Raw genomic sequence first — 19,578 nt, 5'->3', positions numbered from 1 at the left:
CCATGCGCGGCGCATACGGAAAACCGGGCGCGCCGCGAGGGCACGCCCGGTCTGGCCGGAGGCGGCGTGCCCCTAGCCGGATACTCGCTTGGCGATCGCGTCGCCGATCTGGGACGTGGACCGGGCGCCCAGCGCGGCGCGCTCGGCCAGGTCGTCCGAGACGGCCCGCTCGACGCGGCGGGCGGCTTCGCCCTCGCCGACGTGGTCGAGCAGCATGGCGACCGACAAGATCGTGGCGGTCGGGTCGGCCTTGCCCTGTCCGGCGATGTCGGGGGCGCTGCCGTGCACCGGCTCGAACATCGAGGGCGCGGTCCGGTCGGGGTTGACGTTCCCGGACGCGGCGAGCCCGATGCCGCCGGCGATCGCGGCGCCGATGTCGGTGATGATGTCGCCGAACAGGTTGTCGGTGACGATGACGTCGTACCGCCGCGGCTGGCTCACGAAGAACATCGTGGCCGCGTCCACATGGCAGTAGTCGGTCGTGACCTGCGGGTACTCCTCGGCGACCCGCTTCAGGGTCCGCTGGTAGAGGTCACCGGCGAAGGTGAGCACGTTGTCCTTGTGGACGAGCGTGAGCTTCTTGCGCGGCCGCGACGCCGCGACCTCGAACGCGTACCGGATGACGCGCTCGACGCCGTAGGCGGTGTTGACGCTCTCCTGCGTGGCGACCTCGTGCGGGGTGCCCTTGCGCAGGACGCCCCCGACCCCGGTGTAGGGGCCCTCGGTGCCCTCCCGGACGACGACCATGTCGATGTCGTCAGGGGTCACGCCGGCCAGCGGGGTGCTGACGCCCGGGAACAGCTTCACCGGGCGCAGGTTGACGTAGTGGTCCAGCTCGAACCGTGTCCGCAGCAGCAGCCCGCGCTCCAGCGTGCCGCTCGGCACGCTCGGGTCGCCGACGGCGCCGAGCAGGATGACCTCCTGCTCGCGCAGCTCCGCCAGGACCGAGTCGGGCAGCGTCTCTCCCGTCCGGTGCCACCGCGCGGCGCCCAGGTCGTAGGAGGTCTGCTCGAACGTGAGGTCGCCGGACACGGCGTCGAGGACCTTCAGTCCCTCGGCGACCACCTCGGGGCCGATCCCGTCCCCCGGGATGACGGCCAGACGAATGCTGCGCGATGCCATGCGCGCACTCTACTGCAAACGTCTCAGTGCTTGGGCTTTCGTCTCACATCGCGGGCATTCAGCGCGCGAGCCCGCAATCACCGCACATGCCCCCACCAGGGACGCGGTAGTACAGGCAGCAGTTGCTCCGAACGAACCCGCCCGGCCCGAAGGACCCGGCCCCGGCCAGCGGCTCGCGCGCGAGCAGCGCCCGCGCGATCGCGACCCGCCCGGGATCGGCGCCCCCGACGTTCAGGCTCCCGGCGAGGGCCGAGGCGGCGTTGCCCCAGACCAGACCGTCCGCGAGCTTGACGAACTCGAGCATCGCCTCCCGCAGCGGCCGCAGCAGCCCGTCCACCACCAGGGGATAGACGATCTCCGTGGCCTCGGCCACGCTCCCCGCACGCCACCCGCGGACCTCGGCCAGCCCCAGCATGATCGGCTCATCCGGCGCCCACCGCCATCGCACGTCCGAGAGATCGGGAACGACGCCGAGAGCGGCAGCCGCGACGACCGGGGACCAGATCCGCGCCGCGAGCCCCTGGAAAAGCAGCGAGGCTGCCACCCTGACCTCATCGGTCCCGAGCCGCCCGCCATAGTCACGGACGGCCCCCCGCAACCGACCGGCACCCCCAGGAAACGCCCCCCAGGGAGGATCGCCCGAGACCCCCACCGTAACGAGCTCAAAGTAGGTCCCGAGCTCCCCAACGCGCCCAAGCACGCCACGGACCTCAGCGCTACTCACATCGCCCGCCACTCCCCCAGTCTCGCATCACCGTCACGGGCGGCTCAGCGGCCCGCACGCACCAGCACGCCGATGTCGCCGACCCGGTCGAAGTGCTGGAGCTTGTCAGGGTTGACGATGGAGTGGATCGTCTGGACCCTGCCGTCGGCGATCTCCAGCCCTATCACCCCGACCAGCAGGTCCCGAATGTCGTACACCAGGGCGCCCGGCTGACCGTTGACCTCGGTGACGTGGAAGCGCACGCCACCGGCACGGGCCAGCACGGGCACCACCGCCGCCAGAACGTGGGCCACGCGCCGCCGTCCGTTGACCGGCCGCCCCAGGGCCGGCACCTTGCCGCCGCCGTCACCGTGCAGGGCGACGTCCTGCGCCAGCAGCTCTTCGAACGCCCGCAGGTCACCCTGCTCGACGGCGGCGAAGAACCGCTGGGCCAGCTGCCGCCGCTGCCGCCGTGTGGCGTGGTAGCGCGGCCGCTGCTCCCGGACGCGGCGGCGTGCCCGCGCCACCAGGTGCCGCGTGCCGTCCACGTCGGTGCCGATGATCTCGGCGACCTCGCCGTAGGGATACTGGAACACCTCCCGCAGCAGGAACGCGGCCCGCTGCTTCGGCGACAGGCTCTCCAGCAGCACCAGGAAGGCGAGTGACAGCGAGTCGGCGGTCTCCGCGTGCTCGTCGGGGGACGGATCGGCGGCCAGCGGTTCCGGCAGCCATTCGCCGACGTACTGCTCCCGCCGTGCCCGTGCGGAGCGCAACTGGTCGATGGCCAGCCGGGTGACCAGCGTGGCGATGTACGCCCGCGGCGACACGATCTCTTCGTCGCGCCGCGAGGTCCGGTGCAGCCGCAGGAATGCCTCCTGCACCACGTCCTCGGCTTCGCTGACGCTGCCGAGCATCCGGTACGCGATGGCGAACGCCCGCGGTCGCAGCTCGTCGTACAGGTCGGTGGTGGACACGCCGGGCTACCTCAGCCCTTCGGTGAAACCCGTTCGCCAGGTCGGGTGGCGCGGCGCCCAGCCCAGTTCGCGCTTGATCTTCTCGCTGGAGACGCCGCGGGCCCGCGTCATCAGGTCGACGGGCCCCTTGCCCGCCAGCAGGCGTACGAGCGGGGCGGGAACGCGGCGCGGCGGCTTGGCGCCGAGCGCGCGGGCCAGCTCCGGCAGCCAGTCGCGCACTGATGCCGGCTCGTCGTCGGCGACGTGGTAGATCCCGGGTTTGCCGCGTTCGATGGCCGCGACCGTCGCGGACGCGGCGTCGGTGATGTGCACCAGCGACCACACCCCTCCACCGCCGCCGACGATCGGGAACTTCCGCCTGCCGATCTGCTCGGTCATCACGGCGCCCGGCTCGGCGCTGATACCGGTGCCCGGCCCGTAGAAGCCACCGTAGCGGAGCGCGATCCCGTCGCCCCAGGTGATGCCGGTCACCGCCTCCTCAAGGTGGCGCAGGGCGGCCACCGACCTCGCGATGTCCGCGGGCGGATTCGGCTCGATCCGGCCGTCCTCGTCGGCGACCGGCCCGCCGGAGCGCTCCATCCACATGGCGTTGCTCTGCGCCACGAACCTGCCGACGCCGGCGGCGCGCGCGGCGGCCAGCAGATGGTCGGTGCCTTCGGTGCGCAGCCGGTCGGTGGCCTCTGCCATCCGCTTCACGTGCCGGAAGTCCGGCGGGCCGCTCAGCGCGGTGAGCTGATGGACGATCACCTCGGGCTCGGCCCTGGCCACCGCGTCGGCCACCGAGTCGGGGTCGAGCGCGTCGACGATCACCGGTTCGGCGCCCAGCGCCCGAAGCGCTGCGGTCTTGGCGGCCGAGCGGGTGGTGCCGACCACCTCGTGCCCGCGCGCCACCAGTTGGGGAACAAGGTGACCGCCGATCGCACCGGACGCTCCGGCGATGAAGATCTTCATGGCGTCTCCGTTCGTAGTGCTCACGAACAGAAGACGAAACGGCCCCACGCCCCATGAACGGCAGTAACCCAGATCACACCGCCCGAGCCCTCAAAACCCCTGGCGGCCCGCGCAGCGAGCCGCCAGGGCGAGTCGTAGCGATGCCGGCGATCGCCCCGATTCTTCGACGATGGAGGGCCCCTGGGCCCGAAGGAGGAGAAAAATCAATCAGCACGCCGGTCCAGGGCCGTCTGCAGGGCGCGGGCGGCTTCTTCCTGGGCGTCTTCGGCGGGGGCGTTGTTCTGGGTCTCGTTCATGATGGGATGCTCCGATCGCTGGGCTGATGGCCAGAGGGGCGGCCGGGGGGCCGTGGTTCGCACGGTCCGGTTCGGCATCGGACTCACGGCCAGGCGCAGCCTCCGCAGCGGGTGCCGGCCTGCCGATGATCAGGCCCCGCTGCGGCAGCGAAGGATTACCACGAAACGCCGCATGACTCCTGCGAGGCTACCCGCGGTTCTGGGGGTTGTCCCGACCGGTGGCCCAAAATCTCGGCATATGAGATGAGCGGGCGTCCGGCACAGGGCCGGACGCCCGTCCGAAGCTCGGCCGTCACGACGGCCTTGGCGTCATTCGGGGGTCGCCCCCGGGCGGCTACCCCTCCAGGTCGACGCGGCGGCCCATGTCGGCGCCCACCTCGCGGGTGATGGCGTCGATGAGCTGGGGTGCGATGGCCGAGTCGACGGTGAGCGCGATGAGCGCCTTGCCGCCCTTGGCGTCGCGGCCGACCTGCATGCCGGCGATGTTGACCTGCTCGTCGCCGAGCAGCTTGCCGACCGCGCCGACGATGCCGGGGCGGTCGACGTAGGAGAAGAACGCCATGTGCTCGGTCGGGACGAGCTCCATGTTGTAGCCGTTGATCTCGATGATCCGCTCGGCGTGCTTGGGGCCGGTGAGCGTGCCCGAAACCGACACGACGGAGCCGTCGGACATGGTGCCGCGCACCTGCACGACGTTGCGCCAGTCGGGGCTGTCCTCGCTGGTGGTGAGGGTGACCTCGACGCCGCGGTCGCGGGCCAGCAGCGGCGCGTTGACGAAGGTCACGGCCTCCTCGATGACGTCGACGAAGACGCCCTTGAGCGCGGCCAGCTCCAGCACCTTGACGTCGTGCTCGGCGATCTCGCCGCGGACCACCACGTCCAGCCGGACGGGGACGCCGCCGGCGAGGGCGGTGAAGATGCGGCCGAGCTTCTCGGCGAGCGGCAGGCCGGGCTTGACGTCCTCGGCGACGGCGCCGCCCTGGACGTTCACCGCGTCCGGGACGAACTCGCCGGACAGCGCGAGCTTCACCGAGCGGGCGACCTGGGTGCCCGCCTTCTCCTGCGCCTCGTGGGTGCTGGCGCCGAGGTGCGGGGTGACGACGACGCTGTCGTGGTGGAACAGCGGGCTCTCGGTGCACGGCTCGGTGCTGAACACGTCGATGCCGGCGCCGGCGACGCGGCCGTCCTTGATCGCGAGGTCGAGGGCCGCCTCGTCGACGATGCCGCCGCGGGCGGCGTTGACGATGCGGACGGACGGCTTGACCTGCCGCAGCTCGCGGTCGCCGATGAGGCCGAGGGTCTCGGGCGTCTTCGGCAGGTGGACGGTGATGAAGTCGCTCTCGCGGAGCAGCTCGTCGAGGGTGACGAGCTTCACGCCGAGCTGCGCGGCGCGGGCGGCCTGGACGTAGGGGTCGAACGCGACCACGTTCATGTCGAAGGCGGCGAGGCGCTGGGCGACGAGGACGCCGATGCGGCCGAGGCCGAGCACGCCGACGGTCTTGCCCTGGAGCTCGACGCCGGTGTACTTGGAGCGCTTCCACTCGCCCTGCTTGAGCGCGGAGTGGCCCTGCGGCACGTTCCGGGCGATGGCCAGGAGCAGCGCGATCGCGTGCTCGGCGGCGGTGACGATGTTGGACGTGGGCGCGTTGACGACCATCACGCCGGCCTTGGTGGCGGCCTCCACGTCGACGTTGTCGAGGCCGACGCCGGCCCGGGCGACGACCCGGAGCCTCTTGGCGTGCTGGAACACCTCGGCGGTGACCTTGGTGGCGCTGCGGACGATCAGGGCGTCCACGTCGGCGACGGCGGGCAGCAGCTGTTCTTTGTCGCTGCCGTCGACGTGGCGGACGTCGTAGTCGGCCTCCAGGACGGCGATGCCGGCCGGGGAGAGTTCTTCTGCGACGAGGACGACGGGCTTGCTCAAGTGGAAACAGTCCTTCGAAAAAAGTAGGTGTTCGTGTTCTGTGCAGGTGAAGTCGCGAGTCACCTCGTCGTGCCCTCGCCCCCTCCGGTGAGTCTATAACCAGGGGGCGGCGGCGGTTCGCGGCAGGGAAAGACCCGCCAGTAACTCCGGTTCGTCCCGCGGGCGCCGGTTGCGTCAGGCGGCGTTGGGCTCCGGCACCGAGGCGAGCACGGACGCGACCCGCTCGGCGTCGCCGACGTGCACGTGCGGGACGTCCACGAACACCCGCAGCGGCCCGGGCGGCAGCCCCAGCTCGTCGGCGACCTGGACCTGCACCTCGCGGAGCGGGATGTAGGCCAGGTAGGCGCGGTGGACGTCCTGCGACCGGAACATCGCCGTCATGATCAGCCGGTAGCCGCGGATGCGGAACGACAGCGCGGTCAGCGCCGGCAGCCCGTCGGCCGGCTCGCCCGGGATCGTGAGCGAGATCCAGGCGCTCGTCGTCCACGGCCTCGCGCGCAGCAGGTCCACCACCCACCGGATCTGGTCGTGGCCCTGGAGGTCGTGCAGCCGCGGCCAGAACCGCCCGCGGACGACCCGGCGGGTGCGCTCCTGCGCCCGGCGGACCAGCCGCGCCCGGTCGCCGTACTCGCGCAGGATCGGGTCCTCCCAGCTCAGCGAGCAGATCTCGAACAGCAGCGGGGGCCCCTCGATGATGGGCCCGCCGTCCTCCAGCCCCGCCTCCCCGGCCGCCCACACGTGCCGCAGGACGCCGATCCACGCCCGCCCGCACGTCTCGAAGCGCCGGACGTCCCTGTCCTCGCGCCCCGGCATGCCCTCCCGCGCCGGCATGTCACGGCTCCCCGCCGTGATCGGTTCCCCGGTCCGCCGCACGGATCCTCGGGGATTCCCCGGCCCTTCGCATTGCCCGCCGGGCGAGGAATTGCGGGCCACCGCCCACCGGTGCCACCGCCTCGCCGCCGTTCAGCCTCACACCGCTCATGACACGCCCCAGGCCCGCTCCGGCCTAGGTCACGGGGTGTTCGCGCGGGCTCTCCTCCCGCGCCGGCCGCGGCCGCAGCGGCTTTCTTCAAGTATCTGGCAAAGTACCCAGAAAGGATAGGGATGATTGGCCGGGCGGCGCCTTCACTTGAATTCTTACCCGTGCGACGATGATCGGTCATCGGACAATCTGTCCAAAAGCCGCGTTTCGCCTTATCAGGCGTCCGCCTTGCCGGGGACGCGCGCCCCCGGGCCTCACCAGGGGTCGGGGACGTCCTCGTGCAGGACGACGTAGCCGTCCTTCCGGAAGACCTCCCGGTACCCCTCCGCCTTCAGCGCCTCGACCCGCCGCCGCTGCTCGGCGGGCGACCCGAAGGGGAACTCCAGCCGCTCCACCTGGGCGATCACCCAGGGCGCGCCGTGCGAGCGGTCGTCCCACAGCAGCACGCGGGCGCGGGACGTCAGCGCCGGGCCGAGGCCGTTGGCCGCCTCGACGAGCGCGCCGTCCGGGACGCGCGCGACCGCCGCGGACGCGGCCCGGGCCCGCTCGTTCGGCCGCCACAGCGCGGGATCGGCCAGGTGGCGGTAGGCGAAGAACGGCAGGCAGGCGACCGTGACCGCGAGGATCCCCGCCATCGGCGCGGCGGACGGCAGCCTCCCCGGAAACCGGCCCCGCGCGAACCGGGCCCGTGCGAACCGGGCCCGTCCGCGCAGACGGGCCGCGCCGTCCGCGGCCGCCAGGACCAGCACGGCGACGATGAAGGCGTTGTAGTGGTAGTGCGGCTCCCACCAGTTGCTGAACCGGCTGGCGAGCATCCTCTCGGCCAGCAGCGGGACGGCGGTCAGGGTCAGTGGGGACGCCAGCGGCAGGAAGATCAGCGGGAGCAGAAGCAGCGCCATCGTGAGGAGCTTCTGCGGCGGGTCGCCGAGCACGCGCACCACGTCCCATGGGTGGGTGACGGCGTGCATCGCGGCGTGGGGAAGGTCGGGGCCGAGCGCCCCGTACGCCCAGTAGTAGTCGTTGTCACCGCCGAACGCCGCGACGGCCACGCGCGAGCAGGCCCAGGTCGCGGCCAGGCCGGCCGCGGCGTAGGCCAGGCCCTCCCGCCGTTCGCCGGGCGGCAGGAGGCCGCGCAAGCCGCGCAGGCCCCGCAGTTCGCGCAGGCTCCGCCGCCCGCGTCCGGTGGGACGGGTGAGCAGGTAGAGGCCGAAGCCCGCGAGCAGCAGCCCCATGTCCTCCTTCACCAGGAGGAGGGCGAACGCGGCGGCCGCCGCCTGGAGCCGCCGCCCGGCGTCGTGCCGCTCGACCATCAGTGCCGACAGCAGCGGGACGAAGGCGACCTCGTGGAAGTCGAAGGCGAGCGCCTCGGCGATCGGCCAGGACAGCGCGTAGGCGCCCGCGGCGCAGTAGGCGGCGCGGGCGCCGAGCCTGCGCTCGGTGTACCGCCAGATCGGCGGGATCGCGAGCGCGAGGAGGACGGCCTGCGCGACCAGAAGGGTCGCCGGTCCGTCGTGGATCCAGTAGAGCGGCGCGAGCAGCGCGAGGATGGGCGAGAAGTGGTCGCCGAGGATGGAGAAGTCCGGGCCGAAGTCGTTGTGGACGCCCTTGACGATGGCGACCGGCGGGCCGAACCGGCTGTAGGAGCGGATCGCCTGGTCGAAGATCACCAGGTCGTAGCTGCCCGTCCGGAAGGCGCGCAGCCGCATCAGCGAGTACGCCCCGTACAGCAGCGCGCTCGCCGCGACCAGCGCCGCCAGGACGGCCCGCCGGCGCCGGTCGCCCCCGCGGCCCGCGCAGGAGCCGCCGGCCGGTCCCTGCACCGCTACCGCCTCGACCACGCGCCGGACGCTATCACCAGCACCGGCGCGTGGCTGAGCGGCCCCCGTGGGCGCTCTACCCGGGGGTGCGCCGGACCGCCGGGAGGCGGCCGCCGGTCACCGCGCCGGCGACGCACGCCGCGACGAGCGGGACGCCGACCGCGAGCGCGACCAGGAGCAGCCAGGGGATGTCGACGATCGTGCCGTGCGGGGCGGCTCCGGTCTCCTCCAGGCTGTCGGTGAGCGGGCGGGTCACCGCGAGGCCGGGGACGAGCCCGCCGGCGATGCCGAGCCAGCAGCCGAGTCCGGCGATGAAGGCGCCCCGGCCCATCGTCAGCAGCCGGCGGGTGCGGGGCCGGGCGCCGACGGCGCGCAGGGTCTGCATGTCGGGGCGGGCGTCGGCGGCGGCGAGCCCGGTGGCGATCAGGGTCGCGCCGAGCGCCAGGGCGGCCGCGGCCGCGCCGAGCACCAGCGTGATCTTCCCGAACGACTCGGTGAAGCCCCGCTCGACGCGGACGGCGCTCGCGTCGTTGCCGAAGGTCCGCATGGTCCTGGTCAGCCGCGCCTCCTCGGCCTTGGTGACCCGGTGGTCGGCGCGGTCGACCCCGTACGCCTCCGTCCGGATGGGCACGCCCGCCTTCGCGGCGAGCATCTCCGCGACCTTGGGCGGGACGATGGCCGGCACGTGCGGGTCCCCCTGGGCGGCGACGGCCGGCAGGTCCTCGATCGTCGCGGCCGTGTGCTCCTTGTCGTCCTCCCAGTAGGTCACGGCGGCGGTGACCGTCCCGTGGCCCGGCGGCCGCACCCGGAACAGGACGATCTTGCCCGCGTCCAGTGCCGAGGCCACCGCGGGATCGTCGCGGCCGAGCAGCATCCGGGCCTCCCGGGCGCCTCCGGCCACGATCGGCAGGATCTCGTCGGATCGCGCCCCGTCGTGCTCGACCGAGAAGGACAGCGCGGGGCATTTCGAGGTGTCCGCGGTCAGGCATTCCCCCCAGGGCCCGGGGAGGGTGCGCATCGGGACGAGGGGCACGCCCGGCAGGTCGCGCTGGACGGCGGCCGCCGCGGCGCCCTCGTCCTTGCCCTGCGGCACCCGGATCAGCGCCGAGCCGTGGGGCAGCGCCGCCCGGTACTCCACCTGCCGCTGCCGGAAGTCGCTGGCGCCCCCGATGGCCAGCGCGGTCACGCCCGCCACGGCCGCCATGATCGCCGCGACCGCGGGCGCAGTGCGGGGCCGGTTGCGGGCGCCGTCCCGGACGGCCAGGCGCAGCGGCAGCGGGAGCCGGGGCGCGAGCCGCCCCGTCGCCTCGACGATCCACGGGGTGGCGAGCACCAGGCCGACGATGATCGCCGCGGCGCCGAGCGCGGCGCCGAACTCGCGCAGCACCCGGACGCCCTCCAGGGACGCCGCCACGCCCGCCAGGACGAGGACGCCGCCGGCGATCGGCAGGCCCCGGCGTGCCCGGCCGGGCGGTTCGCGGCGTCCGGCGAGGGCGGCGACGACGTCCATCCGGCCGGCCTGGCGCGCGGGCACCAGGGCGGCGAACAGGCCGCTGCCCGCGCCGAGCAGCATCGTCACGGCGACCGCGGTCCACGGGACGGTCAGCGGGCCGAACCCGTCCGGTCCGGACGCGGTCCGCGCGACGAGGGCCGCGGCGGCGATGCCGAGCCCGGTCCCGGCCAGCGCGGCGATCCCGCCGAGGAGCAGGCCGCTCGCCAGGACGACGGCGCGCAGGTGCCGGCCCGCGCCGCCCGACGCCGCGACGAGCGCGAGGTCGCGGCGCCGCCGCCGGACGTCCACCATGAACGCCGGCCCGGCGAGCAGGACGACCTCCAGCACGACCATCGCGACGATCATCGCGAGCACGGCCGACTCGGCGGCGCTCGGGGCGCCGGACTCCCCGCCGGCCCCCGCGTCGGCGGTCGAGCTCAGCACGGCCAGGGCGACGACGACGCCGATCGGCACACCGATCATGGCCAGCACGAGCGCCGTGCGGCCCTTGGCGCGCAGCGCGTCCTGGCGGGCCATGCGCAGCGCGAAGACGTAGCGGTTCACAGCTTCTCCTGGAGGAGGCTCTCGGGGCCGGACGGGCCGGGCGTGGCGTCGACGACCCGGCCGTCGCGCAGGAACACGATCCGGTCGGCCCAGGCGGCGTGCCGCGACTCGTGCGTGACCATCAGGCAGGACGCGCCCGCGTCGCAGCGACCCCGCAGGACGCGCAGCACGTCCTCGCCGGTGTGGCTGTCGAGGGCCCCGGTCGGCTCGTCGGCCAGGACGAGCCGCCGCTCGCCGACCAGCGCGCGGGCGATCGCGACGCGCTGCTGCTGGCCGCCGGACATCTCGTCGGGGAAGCGGTCGGCCAGCTCGGCGACGCCGACCTCCGCGAGGGCCTCCCGCGCCTCGCGGCGGGCCGTGCGGGCGCGGACGCCGTCGAGTTCGCGCGGCAGCATGACGTTCTCGGCCGCGGTGAGGCTCGGGATGAGGTTGAGGTCCTGGAACACGTAGCCGACGCCGCGGCGGCGCAGCGCGGCCCGCCCGGCCCGGCCGAGACCGCCGAGGTCGGCGCCGTCCACCAGGACCTGCCCGGCCGTGGGGCGGTCGAGGCCGCCGGCGAGCGCCAGCAGCGTCGACTTCCCGGAGCCCGACGGGCCCATCACGGCGACGAACTCCCCGGCCGCGACCTGAAGCGTCACCTCGCGCAGCGCGTGGACGAGGGACGGGCCGGCGCCGTGGTCGCGGGACACCTCCCGCATCGCCAGCAGGCTCATCGCCGCGCCTCCTCGTCGGCCGGAGCAGGCGCCTCGACCGGGCCGGAGGGGGCGGCCGCGGCGGGCTCCGCGCGGGCCACGTAGGCCTCGCAGTGGTCCAGCCAGCGGACCTCGGCCTCCGCCTGGAAGATCATGGATTCCAGGACCAGCCGCCACGCGCGGTCGCCCTGGTCGGCGGGGACGGCGGGCGAGCCGGCCTTGAGGCGGGTGAGGTCCTGCAGCGTGCGCAGTGTGGCGGTGCGCTGGGTCTGGACGACGTGCCCGGCGTCGACGCCGGGCGTGGTGACGGCCATCGCCAGTTTGATCGCCAGTTCGTCGCGGGGGCGGTCGGAGCGGGCGATGGGGGTGGCGAACCACCGCCGCACGTCCTCCTCCCCCGCCGGGGTGATCCGGTAGACGAACCGGCCCTCGTCGTCGGCGTCCCCGCGCGTGACGAGCTCGTCGCGTTCGAGGCGGGACAGGGTCGAGTAGACCTGACCGATGTTGAGCGGCCAGGTGGCGCCGGTGGACGACTCGAACTCGGCGCGCAGCTGGTAGCCGTAGCGGGGCCCCTGGGACAGCAGGGCCAGCAGGCCGTGACGGATGGACATGCCTACCAAGTATGCATACCGCGTATGCGGTAGGCAATACCGAGTATGCATCCGGGGAGACACACCCCCCGGATTTCACGGTGCGCGACGGTTCCGGGCCTTACCGTGACCGATGTCCCCGGCCGATCAGGAGAAGCCCCGTGACCTCGGACAGCACCATCAGCGTCCTGCGCGACGTCCTGCGCGTGTACGACCACCGCTTCCTGGCCCTCGACGGACCCCAGCGGGAGCGGCTCGTGGAGGGGACCCGCCGCGTCCTCGGCGACGAGGGGCTGAGCGAGGCCGCCCGCGCCGCGATGCCCGCGTCCGCCCGGCTCAGGGCGTTCTGCATCCAGCACGGCCTGCGCGAGGAACTGGAGCGGCTGATCCGGGACGAGGTCGAGGGCTCCCCGGCGGGCGCGGTCGTGGTCGGCGGCCGGATCTACGCGATGTACCCCTACCTGCGCGGCGTCTCCCGGCAGGACGCCGACATCACCACCGAGGTCGGCGTCGAGCACCGTCTCGAGGCCGTCTGCTGGCAGGGCAGGAAGGTGCGCATCCGCGGCGGCGCCGCCCTCCAGCGCGTCGAGACCGGCGGGACGTCCGTCGACGTCGTCCTGCGGGAGCGCGCGTCCGGCAAGGAGCACGGCTTCGTCGCCGATCCCCGCGCGGGCCGCGCCGGAGGGTTCGAGGTCGTCGCCGACCCGGCCGCCGTGGAACCGGGGCGCTGGGACGTGCACGTCACCGCGACCGCGCTCGGCGTCACCCGCGTGGCCCGCTTCGGCTCCGTGCGCGCCGAGGGGGTCAAGGCGGCGGCGCAGCGGCGGGCCGTCGGCACGAAGGACGTCACCGTCTACTTCACCAAGGGCGGCCACCTGGCCCTGCTCGTGGCCGAGGCCGCCGAGCCCGCCTCACTGCGCGACAGGATCCGCCGCCGCCTCCGCCGCTGAGGCCGCGCGGCCCCCGGGCATGCGAAGGCGCGGGAACCGGGCACCGATCCCCGCGCCTTCGCGGAGCGGCTCAGTCGTTGAGCCAGCTCATCATCGGGCGCAGCTCGGCGCCCGTCTTCTCGATCGGGTGCTGGGCCAGCTCCTCGCGGTACTGCGTGAACTTCTTCTGGCCGCCCTCGAACTCGTCCACGAGCTCCTTGGCGTACTCGCCGGACTGGATCTCGCCGAGGATCTTCTTCATCGCGGCCTTGGCCTCCGGCGTGATCACGCGCGGGCCGCGGCTGTAGCCGCCGTACTCGGCGTTGTCGGACACCGACCAGTACATCTTGGACACGCCGCCCTCGTACATCAGGTCGACGATCAGCTTCATCTCGTGGAGGACCTCGAAGTAGGCGACCTCCGGCTGGTAGCCGGCCTCGGTCAGCACCTCGAACCCGGTCTTGATGAGCTCGGAGACGCCGCCGCACAGCACCGCCTGCTCGCCGAACAGGTCGGTCTCGGTCTCCTCGGTGAAGGTCGTCTTGATGCCGCCCGCGCGCAGGCCGCCGATGGCCTTGGCGTAGGACAGCGCCAGCGGCCAGGCGTTGCCGGACGCGTCCTTCTCCACGGCCACGATCACCGGCACGCCGCGCCCGGCGACGAACTGGCGGCGCACGAGGTGGCCCGGGCCCTTCGGCGCGACCATGGCCACGTCCACGCCCTCCGGCGGCTGGACGAGGTCGTAGCGGATGCTGAAGCCGTGGCCGAAGAACAGCGCGTCGCCCTCGACCAGGGCGGGCTTGATGTCCTTCTCGAAGATCTCCCGGTGGTGGTGGTCGGGGGCCAGCAGCATGATCAGGTCGGCCTCCTCGGCGGCCTCCGCCGGGGTGACCACGCGCAGGCCCTCGGCCTCCGCCTTCTCCCTGCTGGCCGACCCCTCGCGGAGCCCGACCCGCACGTCGACGCCGGAGTCGCGCAGCGAGAGCGCGTGCGCGTGCCCCTGGCTGCCGTAGCCGATGATCGCCACGTGCCGGCCCTGGATCACGCTCAGGTCGGCGGCGTCGTCGTAGAACATCTCAGCCACAGTGCTGTTGCCTTTCGTTGGTGTGGTTGGTGCCGCCCGCGCGGGCGGCGTCCGGGTCGCGGGTCAGGCGCTGCGCTCGATGGACCGCAGCGAGCGGTCGGTGATGGAACGGGCGCCGCGGCCGATGGCCACCATGCCCGACTGCACCAGCTCCTTGATGCCGAACGGCTCCAGGATCCTGATGAACGCGTCCAGCTTGTCGCGGTTGCCGGTCGCCTCGATCGTGACGGCGTCGGGCGCGACGTCGACGACCTTGGCGCGGAACAGCGTCACGGTCTCCAGGACCTGCGAGCGGGTCTCGGCGTCGGCGCGCACCTTGACCAGCACGAGCTCGCGCTGGACGGACGCCGAGGAATCCAGCTCGACGATCTTCAGCACGTTGATCAGCTTGTTCAGCTGCTTGGTGACCTGCTCCAGCGGCAGCTCGGCGACGTTCACCACGATCGTCATCCGGGAGATCTCCGGATGCTCGGTGGTGCCGACCGCCAGGGACTCGATGTTGAAGCCGCGCCGGGAGAACAGCGCCGCCACCCGGGCCAGGATGCCGGGCTTGTTCTCCACCAGCACCGAGAGGGTGTGAAGGCTCATCGGGGTCAGTCTCCGTTCTCCCAGTCGGGCGCCATGTCCCGGGCGATCTTGATGTCGTCGTTGGCGGTGCCGGCCGCGACCATCGGCCACACCATGGCGTCCTGGTGGACGACGAAGTCGATCACGACGGGAGCGTCGTTGATCTCCATGGCCTTGGCGATGACCTCGTCGACGTCCTCGGCCTTCTCGCAGCGCAGGCCGACGCAGCCGTACGCCTCGGCGAGCTTGACGAAGTCGGGGATCCGCTTGGCCGAGTGCTTGGCCGGGGGCTGGAGGCCCGTGTTGGAGTAGCGGCCCTCGTAGAAGAGCGTCTGCCACTGCCGGACCATCCCGAGGTTACCGTTGTTGATCACGGCGACCTTGACCGGGATGCCCTCGATCGCGCAGGTCGCGAGCTCCTGGTTGGTCATCTGGAAGCAGCCGTCGCCGTCGATCGCCCAGACCGTGGTGTCCGGCGCGCCGACCTTGGCGCCCATCGCCGCCGGGACGGAGTATCCCATCGTCCCGGCGCCCCCGGAGTTCAGGAACGCGCCCGGCCGCTCGTACTTGATGAACTGCGCGGCCCACATCTGGTGCTGCCCGACGCCCGCGACGTAGTACGCGTCCGGCCCGGCGATCTTCCCGATCCGCTCGATGACGTACTGCGGCGACAGCGAGCCGTCGTCCGGAGTGTCGTAGCCCAGCGGGTACGTCTCGCGCCAGGCGTCCAGCTGGCGCCACCAGTCGCCGTAGTCGCCCTTGCGGCCCGCCTCGTGCTCGTTCTGCAGGGCGACGATCAGGTCGGCGATCACCTCGCGGGCGTCCCCGACGATCGGGACGTCGGCGTGCCGGTTCTTGGAGATCTCCGCCGGGTCGATGTCGGCGTGCACGACCTTGGCGTGCGGCGCGAACCCGTCCAGCTTCCCGGTGACGCGGTCGTCGAACCGGGCGCCGAGCGCGATGAGCAGGTCGGCGCGCTGCAGGGCGCCGACCGCGCCGACCGCCCCGTGCATGCCCGGCATGCCCATGTTCAGCGGGTGGCTGTCGGGCAGCGCGCCCTTGGCCATCAGCGTGGTGACGACCGGTGCGCCGGTCAGCTCGGCGAGGACCTTCAGCTCGGCGGACGCGCCCGCCTTCAGCACCCCGCCGCCGACGTACAGCACCGGCCGCCGCGCCTGGACGATCAGCCGTGCCGCCTCGCGGACCTGCTTGGAGTGCGGCCGGGTGACGGGCCGGTACCCGGGCAGCTGGAGCGCGACGGGCCACTCGAACCCGACCGTGGCCTGGAGGGCGTCCTTGGCGATGTCCACCAGGACGGGGCCGGGGCGCCCGGTGCCCGCGATGTGGAACGCCTCGGCGATGGTGCGGCCGATGTCCTCGGGCTGGGTGACCAGGAAGTTGTGCTTGGTGATCGGCATCGTGATGCCGGCGATGTCGGCCTCCTGGAAGCCGTCGGTGCCGATCAGGGACGACGCGACCTGGCCCGTGATCGCCACGATCGGCACCGAGTCCATGTAGGCGTCGGAGATCGCCGTGACGAGGTTGGTCGCGCCCGGCCCGCTGGTGGCCATGCAGACGCCCACCTTGCCGGTCACCATCGCGTAGCCCTGGGCGGCGTGGCCGGCGCCCTGCTCGTGCCGGACGAGGATGTGGCGCAGCTTCTTGGAGTCGAACAGCGGGTCGTACGCCGGGAGGATCGCGCCACCCGGAATGCCGAACACGGTGTCGACGCCGACGTTCTCCAGGGCGCGGACCAGCGCCTGGGCTCCCGTCATCTGTTCGATCGTCATGATTCTGCGGTTCCTTGGGGAGTGAGTCTTGGCTCGCCGGGCAACAAAAAACCCCCGCCGCCGTGGGGCGGTCGAGGGGAGGCGCGCAGGACGGAAAGCTTGGTCAGCCTGCGCGCCGACCAAGTACTACGAGGATGGTGGAGGTGCTCTGCACGTGCCCACTTTCGCCGATGTCCGGCCAACGGTCAAATCCTTGGACGCTTTGTCTCATATGTCGAGACGGAAGTGCCGTCCGGCGAAGGCGTGACCGGCGTGACCGCGTCGCGCCCCGCGCTCACCCCGGCAGCGGGAGCGGGACGTCGCCCGGACGGGCCTTGCCCGCGAGGTTCGTCCGCACCAGCGACTCGACCCGCCGCGCAGCCATCGGCCGCGCGACGAGGAACCCCTGGCCGCGCGGGCACCCCATCTCCCGCAGCAGCTCCAGCTGCTCGGGCCGCTCGATGCCCTCCGCCACCACGGTCAGCCCGAGGTCGCTGCCGAGCCGCACGATCGTCCGGGTGAGCAGCGTCAGGGTCTCGTCCGAGCCGAGCCCCGCCACGAACGACGGGTCGATCTTGATGATGTCGACCGGGAGCTGCCCGAGGTAGGCCAGCGAGGCGTACCCGGTGCCGAAGTCGTCGATCGCGAGCCGGACGCCGAGGTCGCGCAGCTGGGACAGGCGCTCGACGTTCTGGTCGGCGTCCTCGACGAGGACCTCCTCGCGCACCTCCAGCGTGAGCGCCTGCGGCGGCAGCCCCGTCTCCGCCAGCGCCGCCGCGACCGACTCCACGAACCGGGGCGCGGCGATCTGCCGGGCGGTGAAGTTCACCGACAGGCCCACGTCCCACGAGTCGCCGCGCCAGCGGGCGACCTCCCGGCACGCCTCCCGCAGCATCCAGTCGCCGAGCGGGATCATCAGGCCGGACTCCTCGGCCAGGCCGATGAACTCCTCCGGCGGGACCGCCTCGCTCCCCCGCCGCCAGCGCAGCAGCGCCTCCACGCCGGTCACCCGGGACGTGGCCAGGTCGACGACCGGCTGGAACTCCACCGAGAACTGCTCCTCGGCGAGCGCCGCCTGCAGGTCGCTGCCGAGCTGAAGACGCCGGACGACGTCGGCGTGCATGTGCGGCGCGTACACCTCGACGCGCCCGCCGCCGAGCTCCTTCGCGCGGGCCATCGCGAGGTCGCCGTTGCGGATCAGTTCGGCGGCGCCGCGGCGGAGCCGGCGTCCCGCGTCCGATCCGCCGCCGTGCGGCTGCTCCGTGTCGGCGGCGAACGCGATGCCGACACTCGCCGTCAGCACGATGTGCTTGTTGCCTACCTGGTAAGGGTCGACCGAAAGCACGCGAAGGAGCCGACCGGCGAGTTCGACTGTGGCCCGCGTCTCACGGTCGTCCGGCGGGAGCTGCACCAGGACGGCGAACTCGTCGCCGCCCCACCGCGCCACCGTGTCGTCGGCCTGGACGTTCGCGCGCAGCCGCCGCGCCGCCTGCGCGAGCACCTGGTCGCCGGCCGCGTGCCCGTCGGAGTCGTTCACGGCGGTGAACCCGTCGATGTCGACGAACACGACCGCGGCCTTGCCCCCGGACGCCTGCCGCGACAGCACCTCCCGCGTGCGCTCCTCGAAGTAGGACCGGTTCGGCAGGCCCGTCAGCCCGTCGTGGAAGGTCAGGTGGGCGACCTGCCGTTGCAGCGCCGCCCGCTCGCTCAGGTCGCGGGTGGTGACGAGCAGCCGGGACGGCGCCCCGTCCGACCCCTTGTAGCGGGAGATCGTGGACTCCGTCGGCAGCCACGTCCCGTCCGCCGCGCGCAGCCGGCACGACACCCGCAGCGCGTCCTGCGGCCCCACGTCGGACGGCTCGTCCAGGAACTCGGTGAACACCTGCTGGACGCGCGGCAGGTCCTCCGGGTGGATGATCTCGTTCAGGGGGCGGCCGAGCAGCTCGTCCTGCGTGTAGCGGTAGGTCCGCAGGGCGCCCGCGCTGGCATGCCGTACGGTGGCGTCCAGATCGCAGATGAGCACCGCGTCGTCGATGCTCTCCGACAGGGCCCGGAAGTGCTCCTCGCCGGTCTCCACGGCCCGGCGCAGCATCTCGTTCTCCCGCAGCAGCGCGGCGAGGCGGGCGATCAGCACCAGCGCGGCCGAGCCCGCGGCGATCGAGATCGCCGGCTCCAGGCCGTCGTTGCCGGCGATCGAGTGGCCCGCGATGAACAGCGCCGCCGCGGCGGCCACCGCGGCGGGCGCGAGACCGGGGCCGATCATGCGGCCGCACTCCTCGGCGGGCGCCGCGACGTCCTCGGGGATGTCGTCGACGGGCAGCTCCGGCTCGGCGGCCGGGCCCGTCCACGGCACCAGCAGCAGGAGCAGCAGGCCGGCGAGGCGCAGGATGTCGGAGGGGTCCTCGGCGGAGCCGCCCCCGTCCAGCCTGACGAACGTGGTCACGATGTCGGCCGCCGCTATGGCGGCCAGCGCGCCGTACCCCATCCAGGCGAGGCGGCGGTGCCCGCGCGCGGCGCCGAGGACGAACGGCAGCGCCCCGCAGACGAACACGATGTCGATCAGCGGGTACAGCAGTTCGAGCAGGAACTCCGGCGGCGACTCCCCCGACCGGTGGTAGAGGTTCCCGAACAGCGCCACCCAGCCGAGGACGAACAGCGCGCACGCGCAGACGTAGGTGTCGGCGGCGTAGCGCAGCCACGTCCCCGCGTCGCGGGGCAGCCGGATCGGCGCGACCAGACCGATGACGAGCGCGACCAGCGCGACCAGGTAGAACAGGTCGGGGACCGACAGCGACAGGGCGCTGCGCCCCGAGCCGTACGCCAGCGCTCCGCCGACCGCGCCGACGAACCAGGAGGCGGCGGCGATTCCGTACCACCGCCAGGACGCGCGCCAGATGCCGCCGGGAGCGCCGGCCGGGTCGGCGGACGGGCCGTCGGGGCGCCGGGACGACAGCAGCAGGGAGATCGCGGCGGCGCCCGCGGCGCCGGCCTCGGTCCAGGCGATGAAGGCGCGGCCGCCCCAGCCGAGCAGCGAGCCGGTGGCGTACAGCACACCGACGATCGCCGCCAAGGCGACCGGCAGCGCACGCGGCGGTACCCGCCTGGCGTAGTCGCCGCTCATC

General features: G+C 73.1%; 15 protein-coding genes. 1 reads left to right on the top strand and 14 read right to left on the bottom strand.

Going from position 1 to position 19,578, the window contains the following annotated elements; translation table 11 throughout:
- Positions 1-72: 72 nt before the first annotated feature.
- The 10 genes from BKA00_RS00255 to BKA00_RS00210 all read right to left on the bottom strand — a co-directional run bounded on the left by BKA00_RS00255 (position 73) and on the right by BKA00_RS00210 (position 12,128).
- Positions 73-1,122, bottom strand: a complete 1,050-nt coding sequence (locus BKA00_RS00255) for a 3-isopropylmalate dehydrogenase (protein WP_185023003.1) — start codon at positions 1,120-1,122, stop codon at positions 73-75.
- A gap of 58 nt (positions 1,123-1,180) precedes the next feature.
- Positions 1,181-1,666 (bottom strand): (2Fe-2S)-binding protein, encoded by a 486-nt coding sequence (locus BKA00_RS40215; protein WP_185023002.1) that lies wholly within the window; start codon positions 1,664-1,666, stop codon positions 1,181-1,183.
- A 224-nt stretch (positions 1,667-1,890) separates the two neighbouring features.
- Positions 1,891-2,799, bottom strand: a complete 909-nt coding sequence (locus tag BKA00_RS00245) for an RNA polymerase sigma-70 factor (protein WP_185023001.1) — start codon at positions 2,797-2,799, stop codon at positions 1,891-1,893.
- A gap of 6 nt (positions 2,800-2,805) precedes the next feature.
- Positions 2,806-3,750 carry an NAD-dependent epimerase/dehydratase family protein gene (locus BKA00_RS00240; protein ID WP_185023000.1) on the bottom strand — a complete coding sequence of 315 codons (945 nt, stop codon included), beginning with the start codon at positions 3,748-3,750 and terminating at the stop codon, positions 2,806-2,808.
- A 630-nt stretch (positions 3,751-4,380) separates the two neighbouring features.
- On the bottom strand, positions 4,381-5,970 hold the full coding sequence (serA, locus tag BKA00_RS00235; RefSeq protein WP_185022999.1) for a phosphoglycerate dehydrogenase: 1,590 nt from the start codon (positions 5,968-5,970) through the stop codon (positions 4,381-4,383).
- Positions 5,971-6,144: 174 nt separating this feature from the next.
- Positions 6,145-6,801: a thymidylate synthase family protein gene (locus tag BKA00_RS00230; protein WP_221492963.1), complete on the bottom strand. Its 657-nt coding sequence runs from the start codon at positions 6,799-6,801 to the stop codon at positions 6,145-6,147.
- 405 nt (positions 6,802-7,206) lie between these two features.
- Positions 7,207-8,790 carry a DUF2079 domain-containing protein gene (locus BKA00_RS00225; RefSeq protein WP_185022998.1) on the bottom strand — a complete coding sequence of 528 codons (1,584 nt, stop codon included), beginning with the start codon at positions 8,788-8,790 and terminating at the stop codon, positions 7,207-7,209.
- A gap of 55 nt (positions 8,791-8,845) precedes the next feature.
- Positions 8,846-10,825 (bottom strand): FtsX-like permease family protein, encoded by a 1,980-nt coding sequence (locus BKA00_RS00220; protein WP_185022997.1) that lies wholly within the window; start codon positions 10,823-10,825, stop codon positions 8,846-8,848.
- Positions 10,822-11,538, bottom strand: coding sequence for an ABC transporter ATP-binding protein (locus tag BKA00_RS00215; protein ID WP_185022996.1), 717 nt, complete (start codon positions 11,536-11,538; stop codon positions 10,822-10,824). Before BKA00_RS00215 ends, BKA00_RS00220 begins: the two co-directional genes overlap by 4 nt.
- Positions 11,535-12,128: a PadR family transcriptional regulator gene (locus tag BKA00_RS00210; RefSeq protein WP_185022995.1), complete on the bottom strand. Its 594-nt coding sequence runs from the start codon at positions 12,126-12,128 to the stop codon at positions 11,535-11,537. Before BKA00_RS00210 ends, BKA00_RS00215 begins: the two co-directional genes overlap by 4 nt.
- 140 nt (positions 12,129-12,268) lie before the next feature.
- Here BKA00_RS00210 and BKA00_RS00205 point away from each other — a divergent pair, with 140 nt between their 5' ends.
- The gene (locus tag BKA00_RS00205) at positions 12,269-13,057 is read left to right on the top strand and encodes a hypothetical protein (RefSeq protein ID WP_185022994.1); all 789 of its coding nucleotides are present in this window, start codon (positions 12,269-12,271) and stop codon (positions 13,055-13,057) included.
- Between the two features lie 70 nt (positions 13,058-13,127).
- On the opposite strand, the gene ilvC is transcribed toward BKA00_RS00205, so the two are convergent.
- From ilvC to BKA00_RS00185, 4 genes are all read right to left on the bottom strand, one after another.
- Positions 13,128-14,111, bottom strand: coding sequence for a ketol-acid reductoisomerase (gene ilvC, locus BKA00_RS00200; RefSeq protein ID WP_185022993.1), 984 nt, complete (start codon positions 14,109-14,111; stop codon positions 13,128-13,130).
- Positions 14,112-14,183: 72 nt separating this feature from the next.
- Positions 14,184-14,708, bottom strand: coding sequence for an acetolactate synthase small subunit (ilvN, locus tag BKA00_RS00195; protein WP_185022992.1), 525 nt, complete (start codon positions 14,706-14,708; stop codon positions 14,184-14,186).
- A gap of 5 nt (positions 14,709-14,713) precedes the next feature.
- A complete protein-coding gene (locus BKA00_RS00190; protein ID WP_268248242.1) occupies positions 14,714-16,600 on the bottom strand; it encodes an acetolactate synthase large subunit in 1,887 nt (628 codons plus the stop codon).
- Positions 16,601-16,751: 151 nt separating this feature from the next.
- On the bottom strand, positions 16,752-19,577 hold the full coding sequence (locus tag BKA00_RS00185) for a putative bifunctional diguanylate cyclase/phosphodiesterase (RefSeq protein ID WP_185022990.1): 2,826 nt from the start codon (positions 19,575-19,577) through the stop codon (positions 16,752-16,754).
- Between the last annotated feature and the right edge of the window lies 1 nt (position 19,578).

This window comes from Actinomadura coerulea (assembly GCF_014208105.1).
Classification (GTDB): Bacteria; Actinomycetota; Actinomycetes; order Streptosporangiales; family Streptosporangiaceae; genus Spirillospora; species Spirillospora coerulea.
The sequence above is the reverse complement of the archived record's forward strand: the minus strand, read 5'-3'. Positions and strand labels throughout refer to the sequence as shown.